At 65.0% G+C, this 20,767-nt stretch carries 15 protein-coding genes and 2 rRNA genes; 3 read left to right on the top strand and 14 right to left on the bottom strand.

Translation table 11 applies throughout. The features are described from left to right. Positions 1–82 precede the first annotated feature (82 nt). Positions 83–826 carry a 2-keto-4-pentenoate hydratase gene (locus tag ACO07K_RS02040; RefSeq protein ID WP_422034260.1) on the bottom strand — a complete coding sequence of 248 codons (744 nt, stop codon included), beginning with the start codon at positions 824–826 and terminating at the stop codon, positions 83–85. 39 nt (positions 827–865) lie between these two features. Between ACO07K_RS02040 and ACO07K_RS02035 the strand changes: the two genes are divergently transcribed. Both ACO07K_RS02035 and ACO07K_RS02030 read left to right on the top strand, forming a co-directional pair. Next, positions 866–2,062 carry an amidohydrolase family protein gene (locus ACO07K_RS02035; RefSeq protein ID WP_422034259.1) on the top strand — a complete coding sequence of 399 codons (1,197 nt, stop codon included), beginning with the start codon at positions 866–868 and terminating at the stop codon, positions 2,060–2,062. Then, positions 2,059–2,889: an enoyl-CoA hydratase gene (locus ACO07K_RS02030; protein WP_422034258.1), complete on the top strand. Its 831-nt coding sequence runs from the start codon at positions 2,059–2,061 to the stop codon at positions 2,887–2,889. Before ACO07K_RS02035 ends, ACO07K_RS02030 begins: the two co-directional genes overlap by 4 nt. Here the strand turns inward: ACO07K_RS02030 and ACO07K_RS02025 are convergent, their stop codons facing one another. From ACO07K_RS02025 to ACO07K_RS02010, 4 genes are all read right to left on the bottom strand, one after another. Next, positions 2,890–3,030, bottom strand: coding sequence for a hypothetical protein (locus tag ACO07K_RS02025; RefSeq protein ID WP_422034257.1), 141 nt, complete (start codon positions 3,028–3,030; stop codon positions 2,890–2,892). 176 nt (positions 3,031–3,206) lie between these two features. Then, positions 3,207–4,199: a hypothetical protein gene (locus ACO07K_RS02020; protein WP_422034256.1), complete on the bottom strand. Its 993-nt coding sequence runs from the start codon at positions 4,197–4,199 to the stop codon at positions 3,207–3,209. 168 nt (positions 4,200–4,367) lie between these two features. After that, positions 4,368–4,700, bottom strand: a complete 333-nt coding sequence (locus ACO07K_RS02015; protein ID WP_422036618.1) for an AAA family ATPase — start codon at positions 4,698–4,700, stop codon at positions 4,368–4,370. A 212-nt stretch (positions 4,701–4,912) separates the two neighbouring features. Beyond that, a complete protein-coding gene (locus ACO07K_RS02010; RefSeq protein ID WP_422034255.1) occupies positions 4,913–5,620 on the bottom strand; it encodes a DUF4198 domain-containing protein in 708 nt (235 codons plus the stop codon). Between the two features lie 239 nt (positions 5,621–5,859). Between ACO07K_RS02010 and ACO07K_RS02005 the strand changes: the two genes are divergently transcribed. Next, the gene (locus tag ACO07K_RS02005) at positions 5,860–7,104 is read left to right on the top strand and encodes a pyridoxal phosphate-dependent decarboxylase family protein (RefSeq protein WP_422034254.1); all 1,245 of its coding nucleotides are present in this window, start codon (positions 5,860–5,862) and stop codon (positions 7,102–7,104) included. Positions 7,105–7,169: 65 nt separating this feature from the next. On the opposite strand, the gene cydC is transcribed toward ACO07K_RS02005, so the two are convergent. From cydC to ACO07K_RS01960, 9 genes are all read right to left on the bottom strand, one after another. Beyond that, positions 7,170–8,879 carry a thiol reductant ABC exporter subunit CydC gene (cydC, locus tag ACO07K_RS02000; protein ID WP_422034253.1) on the bottom strand — a complete coding sequence of 570 codons (1,710 nt, stop codon included), beginning with the start codon at positions 8,877–8,879 and terminating at the stop codon, positions 7,170–7,172. Next, entirely contained in the window at positions 8,876–10,642 is a 1,767-nt protein-coding gene (cydD, locus tag ACO07K_RS01995) for a thiol reductant ABC exporter subunit CydD (RefSeq protein WP_422034252.1), read from the bottom strand. Before cydD ends, cydC begins: the two co-directional genes overlap by 4 nt. Positions 10,643–10,660: 18 nt before the next feature. Continuing rightward, entirely contained in the window at positions 10,661–10,915 is a 255-nt protein-coding gene (locus ACO07K_RS01990) for a hypothetical protein (RefSeq protein ID WP_422034251.1), read from the bottom strand. A gap of 12 nt (positions 10,916–10,927) precedes the next feature. Then, positions 10,928–12,061: a cytochrome d ubiquinol oxidase subunit II gene (gene cydB, locus ACO07K_RS01985; RefSeq protein ID WP_422034250.1), complete on the bottom strand. Its 1,134-nt coding sequence runs from the start codon at positions 12,059–12,061 to the stop codon at positions 10,928–10,930. A 12-nt stretch (positions 12,062–12,073) separates the two neighbouring features. Beyond that, positions 12,074–13,660 (bottom strand): cytochrome ubiquinol oxidase subunit I, encoded by a 1,587-nt coding sequence (locus ACO07K_RS01980; RefSeq protein ID WP_422034249.1) that lies wholly within the window; start codon positions 13,658–13,660, stop codon positions 12,074–12,076. A 129-nt stretch (positions 13,661–13,789) separates the two neighbouring features. Continuing rightward, positions 13,790–16,051 carry an arylsulfatase gene (locus ACO07K_RS01975; protein ID WP_422034248.1) on the bottom strand — a complete coding sequence of 754 codons (2,262 nt, stop codon included), beginning with the start codon at positions 16,049–16,051 and terminating at the stop codon, positions 13,790–13,792. Between the two features lie 62 nt (positions 16,052–16,113). Then, the gene (locus ACO07K_RS01970; protein WP_422034247.1) at positions 16,114–17,595 is read right to left on the bottom strand and encodes a TRIC cation channel family protein; all 1,482 of its coding nucleotides are present in this window, start codon (positions 17,593–17,595) and stop codon (positions 16,114–16,116) included. Between the two features lie 197 nt (positions 17,596–17,792). Then, a 5S ribosomal RNA gene (rrf, locus tag ACO07K_RS01965) occupies positions 17,793–17,907 on the bottom strand. 79 nt (positions 17,908–17,986) lie between these two features. Then, positions 17,987–20,716, bottom strand: a 23S ribosomal RNA gene (locus ACO07K_RS01960). Positions 20,717–20,767: the final 51 nt, after the last annotated feature.

Here is a 20,767-nt window from a genome sequence, read left to right as displayed (position 1 = left end):
AGCTCCGCGAAGGACCTAGCGGACCGACCAGCGCACTCCCTGGCGGGCGTGAGATCCTTCGCTGCGCTCAGGATGACAAGAATTAGAAACTCGCCTCGACGGCACCGAGGCCCACGAACGCGCCGCGCGCGTGCGACCCTGCCGGGAAGTAAAGAAGCCCGGTCCAGGAGCCGGTGGTGATCGCCTGGCCCGCGCGAAGGCCGCCACGATGGCGCACCGCGTGGTCGATCATCCAGGCGAGCGGGCGCAGGGGATCGATCGCACCGAGACCGCCTGTCTGCTCGACGATCACCTTGCCGTCGACCACCAGTCTCACCTGGAGCTTCGGCCAGTCGAGCGCCTTCCAATTGGCGATCGGATCGCCCACCACCAGCGCATGGTTCATCTGGTTGTCGGCCAGCAGCCACTCCGGGGCGGCGCTCTTGAAGTCGGCAAGGCGCGTGTCGACGATCTCCATGCCGACGAAGGCATCGCCGACGGCCGCGAGCGCCTCCTCGCGTTCGACTGGCGCGGCGCGGGCCGCGATGTCGCGCACGATGTGGAAGGAGATCTCGACCTCGACGCCGATCATGTGCATCGCCTTGCCGTCGAAGCGGGCCGGCGACGGCACCAGCGCGCCGGCCAGCAGCGGCGCGGGATTGGGCTCGGCCGTCGGCGTACGCGCACCGACCTTCCAGCCCGCCACCGGACCGCTGGCCGCCGCGACGCCGTCCTGGATCGCATAGACCGCGGCGCGGTCCTTTAAGGCGAAGGGCGGCGTCGCCTGGCGGCCCGTGCGGCGCGCGTCGAGGAGGGTCTGCACCGCATGGGAAATGTCCTGGCTCATGGTAAGCTCTCGCAAAACGACAAGGAATTGGAGGAGACGATGCCCTACGCCAGCGGCCGCGTCATTCACGACGCCGATGCGCACATCATGGAAGTGCCGGGCTTCCTCGAAGAACATCTGGAGGCCCGGCATCGCGCCGCGGTCACCGACCAGGTCCTGTTTCCGCGCCACGAAGGCTTCCACAGCACGCGCCTCAAGGCAGACACTGACACGGCTGGGCCGGCGCAGGATTTCGACGAGGCGCAGATCATGCTGCGCAAGAACTGGGAGGCACTGGGTTCCTCGAACCGCCAGGACCGTCCGCGCTCGATCGACCTGCTGGGCTTCGCCAGCCAACTCATGTTCACCACGGCTCTGCTCAACTACTCGTCGGTGCTGGAAGGCGGATCCGACGTCGAGCTGACCTATGCGGTGGCGCGCGCCCATACGCGCCACATGGTCGAGTTCTGCTCGGTCGACCGGCGCCTGCTGCCGACCGGCTATGTGCCGCTGGTCGATTTCGAGCGCACCGCACAGGCCGCGCGCGAGGCGATCGAGCTCGGCGCCAAGGCGCTGATGATCCCGTCGCGCTGTCCCGACGGCCATTCACCCAGCCATATCGGCTTCGATCCGCTGTGGGTCATCGCCCAGGAAGCCGGCCTGCCGATCGTCTTCCATGTCGGCGGCGGCGGCAAACTGCTGGAGGAGGCTTACTTCAACAACGGCCTGCCACCGGTGCCGGACTTCCATGGCGGCGACGACAATTTCAAGTCGATCGATTACATGGCGATCGCCTATCCGCCGATGAAGGCGCTGACGGCGCTGGTCGTCGACCGTGTGCTCGACCGCTTCCCGGCACTGAAGTTCGGCGTCATCGAGCAGGGCGCGTCGTGGGTGCCGGGCTGGATGCGCAACATGGACAGTGCGCACAACGCCTTCTATCGCAACGAGGAGCGGCTGCAGAAGATGTCGCTGAAGCCCAGCGAGTTCGTGCAGCGCCAGGTCAGGGTCACCCCCTATCCGCATGAGGATACCGGCTGGATCATCGCCAACACCGGCGACGAGGTCTGCCTCTTCTCTTCCGACTATCCGCATGTCGAGGGCGGTCGCCATCCGATCAAGCGCTTCGAGGCGTCGATGGAGAAAGCCGGCATCGGCGAGGCGCAGAAGCAGCGCTTCTATTGCGACAACTTCATCGACCTGATGGGCGCCGGTCTCGCGTCCGAACTCCGTCACCCTGTACAGGCAGCCGCATGACCTATTCGACGCTTCTCACCGAACGCACCGGGCCGGTGCTCAAGATCACGACCAACCGGCCCGAGGTGCTGAACGCGCAGAGCCGTGTCCTGCTCGAGGAACTCGACCATGCCTTCGCGGCGGCGGTCGACGACGACGACGTTCGGGTCATCATCCTGGCCGGCGCCGGCAAGCACTTCTCGGCCGGGCACGATCTCGGCAGCCCGCAGGAAATGGAAGACCAGAAGAAGACGCCGCTGGAGCCCGGTTTCAAGGGCGAGTATCGCCGCCTGTGGGAGCGCTTCTTCGAGAACACGATGCGTTGGCGCGACCTGCCGAAGCCCACCATCGCGCAGGTCCAAGGCTACTGCATCATGGGCGGCATGATGATCGCCTCCGCCTGCGACATCATCATCGCCAGCGAGGATGCCCAGTTCGCCGACCGCGCCGTGAAGTGGGGCGGCAGCCACGTGCAGTATTTCTCGATGCCGTGGGACTTCGGGCCGCGCAAGACGAAGGAGTATCTCTTCACCGGCGACTTCATCAGCGCTGCCGATGCCGAGAAGGCGGGCCTGGTGAACCGCATCGTGTCGCGCGAAAAGCTCGAGGCGGAGACGATGGCGCTGGCCCAGCGGATCGCCGAGCGCGATCCCTATGCGCTGAAGCTCGCCAAGGCCTCGGTCAACGAGACCCAGGACGCGCAGGGCTGGCGGCAGGCGATGGAGAACGCCTTCAAGAACTACATGCTCACCATCCCGCATCGCATCGAGATGGGAACCTACGGCGCGGCCGCCCGCGAGAAGGCGCCGAAGGATCGTTTCGGCGTTCTCAACAAGAAGGCGGTCTGATCAGCGCTTCGGCGTGACGACCGGCGGACGCGTCGGCGCCGCGAGTCCGTCGGGCACCCTGAAGGTGAGGGTCTTGACGAAGCACATCGCGTCGGGCGGCGAGGTTCCGTGCGTCCCTTGCGTGTTGTCGACGACGGCCACCTCGACGGTTAGGGAACAATGCTGAGGCCAACGAGAATGATGAACGGTGTCAATCCGGCTGCAACCAGCATCCATAGCCGGGACCTGTCCATGTGCCATAACGCTGACGAAAAAGAAGATCCAGGGCTGTAGTGGTCATCGGGATCGCTCCACAGACTATTCGCTTGTCGTTGAGTCTAGTTGCTGGCAGCGCTGTACACGCGCCTGAGAAAATCCGTGTGCGTCACTTGACCGGTGTTGAGATCCACGATCGTCAACTCCAGGGGAATCCTTCCACGCCCCAAGCTGCGCACATCTGACAGAGGTCCGGTGTGAAGCCCGAAGGCTGCCGTGGACCCGTCGTCCGAGATGGCACAGTAAGCCATGTAATTTTCCAGGCGCGTCACTTGACGCACGTGCCCGTGCTCCATGACGAAGAGGTCGTATCGATGAACGCCTCCGGACAAATGGGCCTTACGCGCGCTCTCGCTTCCAGACAAACCGATGAACGCGATACGCTCTCCATTGCGGGAAGCCGGCATGAGCAGCGGCAATCCGACCCAATTGGAAAGCCCCCTCTTCACGAAGTCCAAATGAGCAATTTCCGGCCTCGATCCAACTCGAAGGACATAAGGAATGGAAACAGAGGGCGACGTTGCGCCAAGTTTCCTCACGGCCTCCCTTAGCTCCGGATTCCGAGGTCCCGACCCAACAAAGAAAACTGTATCGGCGCTGATGAAGCTTGGTGTGTCGATTGAGTAGAAGCCGTCCTCGGCCGAAAGAAGCGCTCTTGAGTTCCGTGTTTTCAAGTCGAACAGGAACAGGGTCTCGCCCGATCCCACATACAGGACGGCTCTGCCGTCCGGCCGAAATACAGGGCTTCGAAAGACACCCGTGCTGGAATAAACGGAGAAAGTAACGGTCTTCTGAGTCGCCAGATCAATGATCCCAAGCTGCATCCCTGGCGTCACCTGAGGATGCTGCCGCGCCATTCCTGCGACGCCAACAAGATTCTTGCCGTCTGGGGAACAACTCCCCCAGCCGAAGCCGTCGAAGCCCGCCGGAAGCGGGACGTAGCGCATTTGGCCAGTGCGCCAGTCATATAATCCTGCTCCCTTCGCCCCCCCGTTGACCACAATCGTTCGACCATCCGGAGACAAAGCAAAGTGATGAGGCAGGTTCTGTGTCATCGGTGCTCCCACGCTTGGCGCACAACCAGACAGCATAGTCGCCAGCCCTGCAGTGCCAGCGACCGCAACGAAGTGTCTCCGGGTTGGCCTCGTATGAGTCATCGAAATCTTCCTCTCTCACTGAGGTCAATTGTCTCTTCAAGGACGGTGTTGCAATGGGCCGGGGCGCTACGCCCCCCCGCATCGCGCAGTTACGCAAAAGTCGAGCTGCAGGATGAATCCGAGGCTCACTCTCGCTTGAGCCTCAACACTCGGCAAGCGGTGAGAACGCTGTCTAATGCCACCTGGTCGAGCGGGGCTATCCGATGACGCGGCGGCCGCCCATGGATCGTGGGTGATCAGGATGACTGTGCGGCCTTGCGTGGCAGCGCGCAGGGAGCCGATGAGCCGGCGCGCGGTGGCGGCGTCGAGATTCTGCGTCGGCTCGTCGAGGATCAGGCTGCGGGGATCGCGGAGGAGCGCGCGGGCGGGGACGAGGCCGTGTGCCTGACCGGCCGACAGGCGGGGGCGATCCCTACGCGCTGAAGCTCGCCAAGGCCTCGGTCAACGAGACCCAGGACGCGCAGGGCTGGCGCCAGGCGATGGAGAATGCCTTCAGAACTACATGCTCACCATCCCGCACCGTATCGAGATGGGCACCTACGGACCCGCCGGCCGCGAGAAGGCACCGAAGGATCGCTTCGGCGTGCTCAACAAGAAGGCGGTCTGACCGCTCAGCGCTTCGGCGTCACGACCGGCGAACGCGCGGGTCCTGCAAGTCCGTCGGGTACCTTGAAGGTCAGGATCGTGACGAGCCGCATGCCGTCGTAGGCTGCGGTGCCGTGGGTGCCGGGCGTGTTGTCGACCAGCGAGACTTCGACGGCGTAGGTGCCCTTCCACGGCAGCTCGACCTCGAACGCACCGGCCTCGTCGGTCTTGAGTTCCTTGGTCCAGCCGAACTCGGTGACGACTTCCGCCTTGGCCTTGGGCAGCGGCTTGCCGTCGTAGAAGACCTTGAAGCTGCCCGGCTTGCCGGTCGGCACGATGTCGAGCGGGATCAGCGGCTTGCGCTCGCTGAAATCGGCGACGTAGCGCGCCGAGTAACGGCCGAGCGTGCGCGTCACCTTGTCGTTCTGCTTGCGCTCGGTGACCCGGGCCTGCTCGGCCACCACGCTGCCCGTCGCGTCCGGCGCGCCGGTGAACTGAAAGGAGGTCGGCTTCTTCTCGACCTTCAGCGCCGTGTCGCCCGACGGGCCGAACGCCTTGGCGGCCGGCAACGGCTCGAAGCGGTCGAGAAGGCCCGGCGAGCCCTCCCGCAGATTGTCGCCGAACTCGCCGAAATAGAGCTGGTAGCCGCCCGCGTCCGGCTCGAGCCAGAGCGCATGGGCCGAGGCCGCGCCAGTGAGCGAGAGCCACAGAAGAGCGGCGATGACGAAACGCATGATCGATGTCCTCCGGAAGGGGACATCTAGCACAGATGCAATCAATTACGAGTCGCAATTCGGTATGTGAGCGGAGCAATCGCGCATGCGACGTCACTCCGCGGGCTGGAGCGGCGATGTCCGGTACCCCGCATGCGGGCGACCAGTCGGCCTGTTCCCGCGTTCTGGCACTTCACCCGGCGGCGGGCTATAGGCGGGAGAAATCGTCGGGCACCTGACTCGACGTGCGGGGAGGCGACATGGAACTGCCGAAGGAAGGGCTCGCCTGGCGCGAGATCGAGGCGCTGCTCAACGACGCCAAGAAGGACGACGTCTCGTGGCGGGATGCCCACATGGCGGTCTACTACTACTACCTCGATGACGAACTCGCCGATGTTCAGAAGCGTGCCTATGCCGCCTTTTGGACCGAGAACAGCCTCGGCAAACGCGCCTTCCCGTCCCTGGCGAAGCTCGAGTCCGACGTCGTCGACTTCGGCCTGGCACTGCTGAACGCACCGGACGACGCCGCCGGCACCTTCACGTCGGGCGGCTCGGAAAGCATCTTCCTCGCGGTCCAGACGGCGCGCGACTGGGCCCGCGAGACCAAGGGCATCCGCGAGCCCAATTTCGTCGTCCCACGGACCGCCCACCCGGCCTTCAGCCGCGCCGGCCATGCGCTCGGCATCGATGTGCGCCGGGTGCCCACGACGCGTAACGACTTCAAGGCCGATATCGGCGCCATGGCATCCAGGATCGACGACAACACGATCGGACTCGTGGGCTCGGCGCCCTGCTACCCGTTCGGCGTGTTCGATCCGATCCGCGAACTGGGGGAACTGGCGCTATCGCGTGGCCTCTGGTTGCACGTCGATGCCTGCGTCGGCGGCTTCCTGTCGCCTTACGTCAAGCGGCTGGGTCACGCGCTCCCCGACTGGGATCTTTCAGTACCGGGCGTCATGAGCCTCTCGGCCGACCTGCACAAGCACGGCATGGCCGCCAAAGGCGCCTCGCTCATGCTGCTGCGATCGAAGGAACTGAAGGAAAAGTACCAGACCTTCGATTTCCGCGAATGGGAGCGCGGGCCCTACACCGCCTGGACGATGCAGGGCACGCGGCCCGGCGGCGCGGTCGCCGCCGCATGGGCGACACTCCAGCATCTGGGAGACGCGGGCTACCTGCGCTGTGCCCGGATGATCATGGACACCAAGAAGGCGCTGATCGACGGCATCGGACATATCCCGGGCCTGGCCGTTCTGGAACCAAGCGAACTCTCGATCTTCGTCACCCGTTCGGCCGATCCGGCGCTCGACATCGGTGCGGTATCGGATGCCATGGGCACCCGTGGCTGGCTGATCGGCCGCCAGGTCGAACCGCCTGGCATCCATATGCACCTGAACCCCAGCCACGAACGCATGGTGGACGAATACCTGGCCGATCTCGCCTGGGCCGTCGGCGAGGCCCGACAGAGCGGCGCCCGATCGGGTCACGCCGGGTCGACCTACTGACGAACGGCCCGGCGCTCAAGACAAGAGTCGAGCTCCCAGCCATCCTGCCGCCAAACTGCGGGCCCTCACCCGCTCGATGATCCCCCTGATCTGCCGCTAGAAATGCACCCGTTTTCCATGTGAACGATCTCGTCGGTGAACGCGGCGGCTGCCCGCGGATCGTGGGTGATCAGGATGACGGTGCGGCCTTGCGTTGCGGCGCGCAGGGAGGCGATGAGCTGGCGCGCGGTGCCGGCGTCGAGATTCTCGGTCGGTTCGTCGAGGATCAGGATCCGGGGATCGCGAAGGAGCGCACGGGCCAGCACGAGCCGGCGCGCCTGGCCGGCGGACAGGCGCGCACCCGCCTCGCCGATCCAGGTGTCGAGTCCGTCCGGCAGGCCGCGTACGAATTCGGCGAGCTGCACGACCTCGAGGACATGTTCCAGCGCCGTCACATCCGCGTCCGGCGCCGCCATGAGGAGATTGTCGCGCACCGAGCCATTGAAGAGCTGCGCATCCTGGGTGGCGATGCCGACGATCCGGCGCAGGTCGTCCGGCCGATAGCGGCGCAGATCGTGCCCGCCCAGCCGGATTTCGCCCTCGTAGTCCCAGAAACGTACGAGCAGCCGGCCCAGCGAGCTCTTGCCCGCGCCGCTCGGTCCCAGGATGGCGAGATGCCGGCCATCGGGAATCGCGAGATCGAGCCCATCCAGCGCGGGCGGCGAACCGGGCGCGTAGCGCAATCGCACCGACGAGAAGACGACGCTCGCGTCGCCCGGTACGGGCGAAGGGTCGGGCCCGGCAACGATGGAGGGCGTGCGATCGGCGAGATCGAAGAGGCGGCGGGCCGCGGCCCTCACCTCGCCCCAGCGCTCCATGGCCGCCGGCAGTGGCGCCACCGCCTCGAAGGCCGCCAGGGCCGCGAGCGCGAGCGCCGGAACGAGGGCGGGAGCGAGCTCGTGCAGAAGACTTCCCGCAGCGACGCTCGCCGAGGCGAGCAAAGCGGCGCACCACAGGGCAAGACCGGCCGAAAGGCCGACGGCTGCTTCCGCCACCACCCCCGCCGTCGAGGCGCGGCTCTGACTGTCGACCAGGCGGTCGCCCAGCCCGTCGATGACGGCGAGGTGGCGCTCGACGGCGCCCGCGGCCCGGAGATCCGTCAGGCCCTGAAGCAGGTCCACCGTCGCCACGCGCAGCGCGGCCCGTGACGCGACGGCTTCCGCACCAGGCGCTGCGGCGGCGCGCCGAGCCAGCAACGGCACGACGACACCGGCCACGATCAGCAGCACGGCGAGCGCCAGTGCGGTCGGCGGATGCAGGACGGCCACGACCAGCACGATCGCGACGCTGCAGACCAGCGCGACGGCAATCGGTGAGGCCAGGCGCAGATAGGCATGCTGCAACGTCTCGACGTCGGCCTGCAGGCTGCCCGCAAGATCGCCGCCGCGCCGTGACTGGAGCTGACCCGGCGACAGGAGGATGAGTCGCCGGAACAACCAGAGGCGCAGCCCGGCCAGGAGTCGGAAGGTAGCCTCGTGGCTCAGCAGCCGCTCGCCATAGCGACCGCCGGTCCGCACGATGGCAAAGAACCGAATGCCGGCCGCCGGCAGGAAGTAATTCATCATGCCGGTGGTGACACCGGCAATTCCCATGGCGGCGATGAACCAGCCGGCGACACCCATCAGCGCCACGCTCGCCAGCACCGTCGCGCAGGCGACGAACACCGCGAGCAACATCCAACTCCGCCACGGCCGGGCGAGCGCGAGCAGGCGGCGAACAAGGGCCAGGCCGCTCACGGCGCGAGCCCTGCGTCGCGCAAAAGGCGGGCGAAGCGGCCGTCGTCCGCTTGCAGCGCGGCGCGCGGCCCCTGCTCCACGATGCGCCCCTCTTCGAGGAACACGACGCGGTCGGCGAGGTGCACGGTGGCCAGCCGATGGGTGACGATCAGCGTGGTGCGCCCCGCGGCCAGCCGACGGATGGCGTCGGCCACCGACGCTTCCGTGCCGCGGTCGAGCCCGGCGGTGCCTTCGTCCAAGAGTAGCACGCGGGCCTTCTCCTTGAGAAAGGCCCGCGCCAGTGCGAGGCGCTGTACCTGGCCGCCCGACAGCGTCTCGCCATGCTCGCCGAGCGGCGTGTCGTAGCCGCTGGGCAGCGCTGTGATGAACCCATCGGCGGCGGCCATCCGTGCCGCGGCGCGCACGCGATCGAGACTGGCGTCCGGATCGCCCAGCCTCATGTTGTCGAGCACGCTGCCCTCGAACATGTGCGGCCGCTGCGGCACGACAGCGACATGCCCGAGCCAGTGCGCGGGATCGAGGGTGGCGAGGTCGTGGCCGTTCGCGAGAACTCGTCCCGACTGCGGGTGCAGAAGGCCCATCAGCAACGAGAGCAATGTGCTCTTGCCCGCGCCGCTCGGCCCGACCAGCGCCACGATCTCACCCGGCACGAGGCGCAGCGAGAAGTCCCGGAGGGCGGGCCTGTCCGGCTCCCAGGCGAAGCTCACGCCTTCACATTCGATCGTGAGCGCCGCGCCGAGGTCGGGCCGAGCCCCGCCAGGCTGCATCGGCGTCTCCGCCTGCAGGTCGAGGATGCGCTCAGCTGCCGCCAGGGCTTCCATGCGGGCGTGATAGTCGAGGCCGAGCTGGCGCAGCGGGGCATAGAACTCGGGCGCCAGCAGCAGGACGAAGAACGCGGCCTCGAAGCCCAGCGCGCCGTCGAGCAGCCGGAAGCCGATCAGCACGGCGACCAGGGCGATGCCGACGGTCGCGAAGAACTCGAGCGCCAAGGTCGACAGGAAGGCGACCCGCAGCACCGCCATGGTGCTCCTGCGATAACCCTCAGCTGCTTCGGCGAGACGTTCGGCCTCCCGGTCGCCGGCATTCAGCAGGCGCAGGGTCGTCAGGCGCTGCAGCCCGTCGAGCAGGCGGCCGGACAGGCGCAGCAGGCGCAGCCACTGCCGGCGGTTCAGCTTCTCCGCCCCGAGCCCCAGCAGGACCATGAACAGCGGAATGACCGGCGCCGTCACCAGCAACACGAGCCCGGAAATCCAGTCGCGCGGCAGGACGACGACGAGCACCAGCGGCGGCAGGACGACGAGTACGCCGAGATGGGCGAGGAAGCGCGACACATAGGCGTCGAGCGCGTCGACGCCTTCGAGCACGACCGTGGCAGCCTCGCCCGTGCCGCGGCCTGCGTTGGTTGCAGGTCCAAGCGACGCCAGATGGCGCAGCAGCGCCGAGCGGATGCGGGCCTTCACCCGGCCCGCCGCCGCGAGCGCGGCGCGGCCCGATGCCGTGGCAAGAAAGAAGCGCAGCACCAGCAGCGGAAGGACCGGCAAAAGCCAGGGAAGCGCCGACGAGACGGAGGCCTTTTCCATGACGACCGGGGCGATGGCATGGGCCAGCAGCCAGGCCTGCGGCACGGCAAGGGCCGACGCCAGGGCGCCCAGCACGATCGCGCGCCGCACCCCGCTCCGGGCCGCTTCTGCAATCTCGGCGCGCAGCCAGCGCTCGACGCCGGCGCGCCGACGGCCAGGCGCGTCCGCCTGGATTTCGGTCATGGGAGAGGGATCGTCAGGTCAGCGTGACGGACGGTGCGCGGGCGTGGGCGCGTCGACGGCGCTGGAGACGTCCAGCGGCTCCCCGGGCGGGCGGGCCGCCTTGGCCGCGTCCTCCTGCGCCTCGAACAGCACACCCGCCGAGACCGCGACCAGCACCATGAAGCCGGTGCCGAGGAACCATGACAGGTACCAGGGCCCGTAGTCGCCCAGGATGATGGCGAACAGGATGGCCAGTGCCGCGAGCGTCATGGCGATGATGTAGCGCACGAACATGTCCGATCCCCCTTAGTACGCGTGATCCGAGGTCTCGACGTGCCTCACGCCCACCTTGCCGCGCATCACCCAGAAGGCCCAGCTCGTGTACCAGATGATGAGCGGCATGAAGATCACGACGAAGCCCACCATCCAGGTCAGCGTCACCAGGCTCGAACCGGAGTTCCAGACCGTGAGGCTGTGCGCAGGATTGCTGGACGACGGCATGATGAAGGGGAACATGGCGGCGCCGACCGTGCCGATCACGCCGATCCAGGCCAGAGTCCCCAACCACCAGGCGACGATCGGCCGCCTGATCGTATGGGCCAGCGCGCCGAGCAGCAGCCCGGCATAGACCAGTGCCGGCAGCAGCCACAGCGCAGGGTGCGCGGCGTAGTTCGCCAGAAGCCCGCCGGGCACCCGCGTCACCTGCTGGTGCAGCGGCGTCTGCGCCACGCCGGGATCGGGGCCGGCCACCAGCTTGAAGCCCTCCATCGTCGAGACCCAGAAGCCCGCGACGGTAAAGATCACGAGCGCAGCCAGGCCGCCCACGATCGCGGCCCGCCGGGCGCGCGCGCCGATCGGATCCTCGGCGCCGCTGGCGAGGCAGGAGCCGCCCATGTAGACGGCAAGCGCGACCGACATCAGCCCGCACAGGACGGCAAAGGGGTTGAACAGCCACAGGAAGCTGCCGGTGTAGAACGACGTCAGGCGCCAGTCGAAGTGGAACGGCACGCCCTGCAGGACATTGCCGATCGCCGCGCCGAACACCACCATCGGGACCAGGCCGCTCAGGAACAAGGCCGTGTCCCAGACGGCGCGCCAGGCAGGCGACGGCAGCTTGCTGCGATACTCGAAGCCCAGCGGCCGCAGGATCATGCTCCAGAGCAGCACCAGCATGACGATGTAGAAGCCGGAAAAGGCGGTCGCATAGACCAGCGGCCAGGCCGCGAAGATCGCGCCGCCGCCCAGGATGAACCAGACCTGGTTGCCGTCCCAGTGCGGACCGATGACGTTCAGCGCCACCCGCCGTTCGGAGTCCGTCCGCCCGACATAGCGCAGGAGAGTGCCGACGCCCATGTCCATGCCGACCATGGCGCCGATGCCGGTCAGCAGCACGCCGAGCAGGACCCACCAGACGACCAGGAGAATCATGTAGGTTTCCATGATGTGTCTCCCTCAACGCGTCGCGAGTTTGTGGCCGGCGGAGCCGCCGAAGGCCGCGGCATGGGGGCTGGCGTCATGCTCATCCGGTCCCTTCCGGATGAACAGGAGCATCAGGTACATCTCGACGATCGCGAAGGCGGTGTAGAGCAGGATGAAGCCCGACAGCGAGAAGACCATATAGCCGACGCTGTGGGTCGAGGCCGAGAGCCAGGTCGGCAGCATCTCGTTGACCGTCCAGGGCTGGCGGCCGACCTCGGCGACCAGCCAGCCGAACTCGCAGGCGAGAAACGGCACCGGCACCATCAGCAGGGCCGCCCACTGGAACCAGCGCTGCCGCTCGACCTGGTTGGCGAGCGTCATCAGCGTCGCCAGCACGAGGTAGGCCAGCATCAGCAGGCCGAAGGCCACCATGATGCGGAACGACCAGAAGACGATCGACACGTCCGGAATGGTGTCGCGCGCGGCGCGGGCGATGTCGGCATCGGTGATCTTCGAAAGATCGCCCTCGGGCGCGTAGCGGAGCACCAGGAAGCCGTAGCCGACATCCTTGCCGTGAGCCTTGAACTGGGCGAGCGCGGCCTCGTCGCGCGGGTTCGCGCTCAGTTTCTCCATCGCCTGGACGGCCGGGATGCCGTTGCGGATACGCTCCTGCGCCTGGACCTCGAGCTGGTCGATCGCCGGCACGACTCCGTCGAGAGAATGCGTGACCAGGATCGACAGCATCGCGGGAATCTGGACCGTGAAATAGTTCTTCTGCTCGGCCTGGTTCGGGAAGGCGATGGCGTTGAACGCCATCGGCGCCTTCTCGGCCGTCCACAAGGCCTCCATCGCGGCGAGCTTGGTCGGCTGGACCTTGGCGCCGACATAGCCCAGCGCATCGCCCAGCGTGATGACGCCGCCGCCGCCCAGCATGCCGAACACCGCCGCGACGCGGAACGAGCGCCGCGCGAGATCGAGATGGCGCCCCTTCAGCATGTACCAGGCGCTGATGCCGCAGACGAAGATGGCCGCCGTCACATAGCCCGCCAGCACCGTGTGGACGAACTTCGACTGGGCATCGGAGTTGAAGAACAGCGCGCCGAAGTTCTGCAGCTCCATGCGCATGGTGATGGGATTGAACTCAGCGCCCTGCGGATGCTGCATGAAGCTGTTCGCAACCAGGATCCACAGCGCCGAGAAGTTCGATCCCAGCGCGACGGCGTAGGTCACGATGAGATGCTGCGCCTTGGACATTTTGTCCCAGCCGAACACCATCAGCCCGATGAAGGTCGATTCCAGGAAGAAGGCCATCAGGCCCTCGATCGCCAGCGGCGCGCCGAACGTGTCGCCGACGAAGCTCGAATAGAAGGACCAGTTGGTGCCGAACTGGAACTCCATGGTGAGGCCGGTCGCGACGCCCAGGGCGAAGTTGATCAGCAGCAGGCGGGTCCAGAACTGGGCCATCTGCTTGTAGATCTCGCGGCCCGTGGTGACGTAGATGGTCTCCATCACCGCCAGCAACACGGTGAGACCCAGGGTCAGCGGGACGAACAGGAAATGGTAGAGCGCGGTGGCGGCGAACTGCGCACGCGACAAGTCCACCACGAGATCGTTCACCATCGACAGCCCCTCTCCCCCGCATTCCCCGACAGGGGAACTGCACTAAGCATCGGGAAGATACCGCATTCAGGTGTCAGAATCACTTGACCCTGATCAAATCGCGGACACCCGCCGGCGATGGATGTCGCGCTACTGCCGAGACATCTCGGTCCGCGCGTGCGCCTTGACCTCGCCAGCTGGCAGGGTGCGCGGCACCTCGAACACGACGCGCATGATCTTCCCGGTGTAGGCGAAGGGGGCCGTATAGTCGGCACTCACGGGCGACAGGCTGCGGCCGATGTCCATTCCTTGCGTCGAGACGATGAAGAGCAGCCTGGGCAGGTGACCGGCTCCCGCTGCGGTACCGTCGACCGTCAGCCGCACGTCGGCGCCGCCATCGGCTGTGCGCTCGACTCGCACGCCGATTTCGTGGCGACCGGGCGTCAGCCGGGTATCGCCTGCGATGCGCGTGTGTCGGTGAAAATCATTGTAATCGAACACGGGCACGCCCTCCCTCACATACAGGACGAACCCGCTGTTGAGGCTGCCGCGCGCGACCAGCACCCCGTCTCCACCGCTTGAAGGATGGTCGAGCTCTATCGCGGTGGTCCAGCCGCGCGCCGTGGAGGGACAGTTGTCGGCGATGATGTGGGAGACAGGCGGGTAATAGACGAAACGACTGCGGGTGGCAGGAAGCCCGGGCCTCTGGGCGGCGCGGAACAGCGCCGCCGCCCCACGGTCGTCGAGGGGCAACACGCCATGCTTGTCCGCCTCCGCCCACCAGAGATCGATCATCTCCTTGAGGCGCGCCGGCTCCCGGACAGCGAGATCGTCGCATTCGGAAAAATCCTGCGAGAGATGGTACAGCTCCCAACGGTCGGCATCGAAAGACGCGCCGCTCTTGTGATGGCTGACGGCCTTCCAGCCCTCCCGCCACACGCCGCGGTGTCCGAGCATCTCGAAGTATTGAGCTTCCCTGTCGATCGGTGCGTTCGCGTCATCGAAAGCGGGCACGAGGCTTACCCCGTGAATAGGCATCTGCGGCACGCCCGCGACAACAGCGGGAGCGGCAATGCCGAGCCCATCCAGTAGGGTCGGAAGAATGTCGATGGCGTGACAGAATTGATGTCGCATACCGCCGACACTCTTCAATCGGGCGGGCCAGTGCACGAGCAGCGGATCGCGCACGCCACCGCCATGCGCGTTCTGCTTGTACCATTTGAGCGGCGTGTTGCCCGCCTGCGCCCACCCCCAGGGGATGTTGCTGTGGCTGGCCGGGCCGCCGATATCGTCGAGCCGCGCGACGGCCTCCGCCACATTCTCGGGGATGCCGTTGAAGTACTTGGCCTCGTCCAGCACGCCGGTGGCGCCGCCCTCCTGGCTGGCGCCGTTGTCCGACAGCAGCATGAACAGCGTGTTGTCCCAGCGGCCGATCGACTTCAGAAAGTGGATCAGCCGGCCGACCTGGGCATCCGTGTGATCCAGCATCGCCGCGAAAGCTTCCTGCAGCCGGGCGGCGAAGGCGCGCTCATCGGCGCTGAGCTCGCTCCAGGGTTTAACGCCTGGGTTGTGTGGGGCGAGCTTGGTCTGTCCGGGGACGATGCCCATCGCCTTCTGGCGCGCAAACCACTCCTCGCGGGCCACGTCCCATCCCGCATCGAAGCGTCCGCGGTATTTTTCGAGATAGCGTTGCGGCGCCTGGTGCGGCGCATGCATGGCCCCGAAAGCGAGGTACAGGAAGAACGGCCGCTCGGGCACCAGCGAAACGAGATCGCGGACCATGCCGGCCGATCGGTCGACGATGTCCTCCGACACATGATAGCCATCCTCCGGGCGGCCCGGCGGATCGATGAAATGGTTGTCGATCGTGAGCTCGGGGAAGAACTGGTCGGTCTCACCCTGAAGGAAGCCATAGTACCGGTCGAAGCCCTTCTGCAGCGGCCAGTTCGTGAACGGGCCCGCCGCCGAGCATTCCGACATCGGGGCCAGGTGCCACTTGCCCGCGGCGAAGGTCGCGTAGCCGCTTTCGCGCAGGATTTCCGCCAGCGTCGCCGAACTACGCGGGATGGCGCCGCGCATGTTGGGAAAGCCGGTGTCGAAGTTGGAGACGGCTCGCATGCCCACGGCATGGTGGTTGCGACCCGTCATCAGGCAGGCCCGGGTGGGCGAGCAGAGCGCGGTGGTGTGAAAGCCGGTGAAACGCAGCCCCTTGGCGGCCAGGGCGTCGATGTTCGGCGTCTCAATGGTCGATCCGTAGCAGCCGAGATGGGCAAAGCCCGCATCGTCGAGCACGACGAGGACCACATCGGGCGCGTCCTGCTTGAATTTTGCGGGCGGCCACCACGCTGTCGACTCCTCGACCGTGCGTCCGATGACCCCTCCGAATTCCTCGCCTGCGGGTGATTTTTTCATGTTTTCCATCCCGTTTCAGCAGCCACCAGAACGATGCCGGGCGGCGCATCTTGCACCACGCGTCAAAAGCGCGGACTTCGAATCCCGTAGGCGAAGATAGCCATGCGCGTCGCGAACCCACCGAGCACGGCGAAGCTTATGGTGAAACGGACCCACCACGGTTGGTCGTCTCGCAGGAAGTAAATGATCGCCAGCGTGAGGAGCGCGCCCCACAGAACGCAGACCTCGGCGTAGAACGAGCTGCGCAGGGCGGGACTTTCGTAGCCGCTTCGCAGGAGGTCGCGAAGGATCCCTCCCCCGGCACCGCCGATGGCCGCGGCCAGCGGTCCCCACAGCCAGAGCGGCTCGGCGCCGGCGCCAACCGCAACGGCGACGCCGATGACCGTGAAGGCCGCAAGGCCCGCCGCGTCGGTGACTTCGAGAACAATCCGCGGCGGAAAGAAACCGGCGAACGTGAGGAGAGGTCCCGTGGGCGCCCGTCCGATCCTCTCCCCTATCCTCATGATTGCGTATGCGACGACGACGGTACCAATCACGAGAAAGAGCGGCTGGGGATTTCCCACGATGCCGATCGGCTCGCGGCCGAGCAGCAGATCCCGCACCACGCCGCCGCCGACGGCCGGCAGGCCGGCGAGCACGAACGCGCCGAGCAAGGAAAAACGTTCGGCACGGGCAATCAGAACCCCGGACAAAGCGAAGGCCACGGTGCCCACGACATCGAGCAGGGAGAACCACCAGGTCGCGGTGGCAAAACGGAGCATAACGGGCCGGGCGGCCCGTTCTTCCAACTCGGCAAGGGTCCCATCCTTCGACAGCGAGGTGAGAGCGCCGTCCAGCGCGGCGACCGTCGCCGGTGGCACGTCACGACCGTAGCGGAGGCGAAGTTCGGTCCCACCCAGGCTGACGGCTCGTCGGGCGAAGTGCGATTCGGTCCCCGGCGCCGCAGCGACGGCCGAAAGAATGGCCAGGCGCCGCGCCGCCAGGCATTCCACGGCACCATCGACGATGGCGGCCATCCCTTGGCTTGCATTGGCGAAGGAGACGGTGCGGTCCGCAACGCGGTCGCTCGCCGTCAGTGTTGCGATGTCTAGGCGATACGGGGCATCCCGGACGACGCCAATCCGCCAGCCGCGGCCGTAGGCCTCCTCGAGCGCGGCGACTCCCTGGTGGCCGACCGCCGGCAAGCGGCGCGCGCACAGAAGGACTTCCCGTTCCACCCGGTAAGGGACGGAGCCGGTTCCGGGACCGATCGCGTCGGGAAGAAGCAGTTCGACCCGCCCCTGCGCGAGGTCGGCTTCGGCGGCGGCGCGTCCCATGGGAAGGATGACGATACCCAGGTGAGCGCGACGGGCCGCTTCCCTGAGAATCTGAAGGTCGAGCGGGGTCGCCTCGCCATTGAAGCCGCCGGCTCCGCCGATCAGTCCGGTTTCCGTCGGCACCCACGCGGCGCGAAGTATTCCGCCACCATTGCCCACCTCACGGGCCATCGTCGGCACGGTCAAGACAATGGCCGCCAAGACGACGCAAAAAACCGCGCGAAACAAGCCCCCTCCCCCGGTCTCGTATCGGACGAAGTTGGCACGGGCGTCCGCGCGAACCAAACGGAAAGCTGCGCGCAGGATCTTCCAGACCCAGACGCAAAAACGCCGCCCTCTTGCGAGGACGGCGTTTTTAAGTGCACCGCGTAGGATCGCGCGTGCGGTAATCGTTTATCGGGACTGTATTCCCTAGCGTTCGGAAGATCCGGCAGCGACCTACTCTCCCGTGCCTTAAGACACAGTACCATTGGCGCTGAGAGTTTTCACGTCCGAGTTCGGAATGGGATCGGGTGTACACCTCTCGCTAGAGCCACCGGATCGTCCGAACGCAAGGGATTGAGGTCTAAAGTCGTGCACAAGGCCATGCAGCGGATGTCGACCGCTGCACGGAACGAATGAAGTCAAGCCGATCGAGCTATTAGTACCGCTAAGCTGAATGCATCACTGCACTTGCACATGCGGCCTATCAACGTGGTGGTCTACCACGACTCTCAGCGAGACCTAGTTTTGAGGCGGGTTTCACGCTTAGATGCTTTCAGCGTTTATCCCTTCACTACATAGCTACCCGGCGCTACGGCTGGCGCCATAACCGGTACACCAGAGGTAAGTCCATCCCGGTCCTCTCGTACTAAGGACGGCTCCTCTCAAGTCTCGAACACCCACAGCAGATAGGGACCAAACTGTCTCACGACGTTTTGAACCCAACTCACGTACCACTTTAATCGGCGAACAGCCGAACCCTTGGGACCTGCTCCAGCCCCAGGATGTGATGAGTCGACATCGAGGTGCCAAACACCACCGTCGCTGTGGACGCTTGGGTGGTATCAGCCTGTTATCCCCGGCGTACCTTTTATCCGTTGAGCGATGGCCCACTCACGCGGAACCACCGGATCACTATGGCCGACTTTCGTCCCTGCTCGACTTGTCAGTCTCGCAGTCAGGCGGGCTTGTGCCATTGCACTCAGCAGCCGATTTCCGACCGGCCTGAGCCCACCATCGCGCGCCTCCGTTACTCTTTGGGAGGCGACCGCCCCAGTCAAACTACCCACCATGCAGGGTCCCGGATCTGGATGACAGACCGCGGTTAGACATCAAAGAACAAAAGGGCGGTATTTCAAGGTTGCCTCCACCAGAGCTAGCGCCCCGGTTTCAAAGGCTCCCGCCTATCCTACACATCCATTCTCTAATGCCACTGCAAAGTTGTAGTAAAGGTGCACGGGGTCTTTCCGTCTAACTGCGGGTACCCCGCATCTTCACGGGGAATTCAATTTCGCCGAGCCCATGTTGGAGACAGCGGGGAAGTCGTTACGCCATTCGTGCAGGTCGGAACTTACCCGACAAGGAATTTCGCTACCTTAGGACCGTTATAGTTACGGCCGCCGTTTACCGGGGCTTCAATTCAAGGCTTGCACCTCTCCTCTTAACCTTCCGGCACCGGGCAGGCGTCAGACCCTATACTTCGCCTCACGGCTTAGCAGAGCCCTGTGTTTTTGGTAAACAGTCGCCACCCCCTAGTCTGTGCCCCTCTGACGAGACCGTCAGAGGCCCCCTTATCCCGAAGTTACGGGGGTAAATTGCCTAGTTCCTTCAACATGGTTCCCTCAAGCGCCTTGGTATACTCTACCAGTCCACCTGTGTCGGTTTAGGGTACGGTCTATACGCTGGGGCTATTTCCTGGAACCCTTGGGCCGCCCGAGCATTCGCCAACGAGCTCGGGCCACTTTTCGGATCCGTCACCACCAGCAGGCCCACGAATATTGACGTGGTTCCCATCGTCTACGGCTGTCGCCCTCGACTTAGGGGCCGGCTAACCCTGCGCGGATTGACCTTGCGCAGGAACCCTTGGACTTACGGCGAAAGCGTCTCTCACGCTTTTTATCGCTACTTATGTCAGCATTCTCACTTCCGATACCTCCAGGAGCCCTCACGGGTCTCCCTTCACAGGCTTACGGAACGCTCCGCTACCACTCTTTCGAGTCCGCAGCTTCGGTGCATGGCTTGAGCCCCGGTACATCTTCGGCGCAGGATTTCTTAATTAGACCAGTGAGCTATTACGCTTTCTTTAAAGGATGGCTGCTTCTAAGCCAACCTCCTGGTTGTTTTGGAATTCCCACATCCTTTCCCACTTAGCCATGACTTAGGGACCTTAGCTGGCGGTCTGGGCTGTTTCCCTCTCGACGACGGACCTTAGCACCCGCCGTCTGTCTGCCGCGCTGTACTCGCCGGTATTCGGAGTTTGGTTAGGTTTGGTAAGACTTTGGATCCCCCTAGCCCATCCAGTGCTCTACCCCCGGCGGTAATCACACGACGCACTACCTAAATAGTTTTCGCGGAGAACCAGCTATTTCCGAGTTTGGTTGGCCTTTCACCCCTAATCACAGGTCATCCGATACCTTTGCAACGGTAACCGGTTCGGTCCTCCAGTGCGTGTTACCGCACCTTCAACCTGCCCATGACTAGATCACCCGGTTTCGGGTCTACTCCGTGCAACTAAGCGCCCTATTCAGACTCGCTTTCGCTGCGCCTACACCTATCGGCTTAAGCTTGCTGCACAGAGTAAGTCGCTGACCCATTATACAAAAGGTACGCCGTTAGCCTTGCGGCCTCCGACTGTTTGTAGGCGTTCGGTTTCAGGTCTATTTCACTCCCCTTGTCGGGGTGCTTTTCACCTTTCCCTCACGGTACTTGTTCACTATCGGTCACTGAGGAGTACTTAGGCTTGGAGGGTGATCCCCCCGTGTTCAGACAGGATTTCACGTGTCCCGCCCTACTCGAGTCTCCGACTGCTTTCTACCCGTACGGGGCTATCACCCGCTATGGCCACTCTTTCCAGAGTGTTCCGGTTCTTACAATCGAAGCACTGGCCTAGTCCGCGTTCGCTCGCCACTACTAGCGGAGTCTCTGTTGATGTCCTTTCCTCCAGGTACTGAGATGTTTCAGTTCCCTGGGTTTGCCTCGTTGACCTATGGATTCAGTCAACGATCATCCTGATGGATGGGGTTTCCCCATTCGGAAATCTTCGGATCAAAGTGTGCTGGCAACTCCCCGAAGCTTATCGCAGCCTGCCACGTCCTTCATCGCCTCTCAGTGCCAAGGCATCCGCCAAACGCCCTTATTGTGCTTAACTTCACGTTTTGTCAGCGATGGAACGATCTTGCGATCGCCCTATCGGCTCGTT

Origin of the sequence: Reyranella sp., assembly GCF_965228225.1 — a bacterium.
GTDB lineage: Bacteria > Pseudomonadota > Alphaproteobacteria > Reyranellales > Reyranellaceae > Reyranella.
The sequence above is the reverse complement of the archived record's forward strand: the minus strand, read 5'-3'. Positions and strand labels throughout refer to the sequence as shown.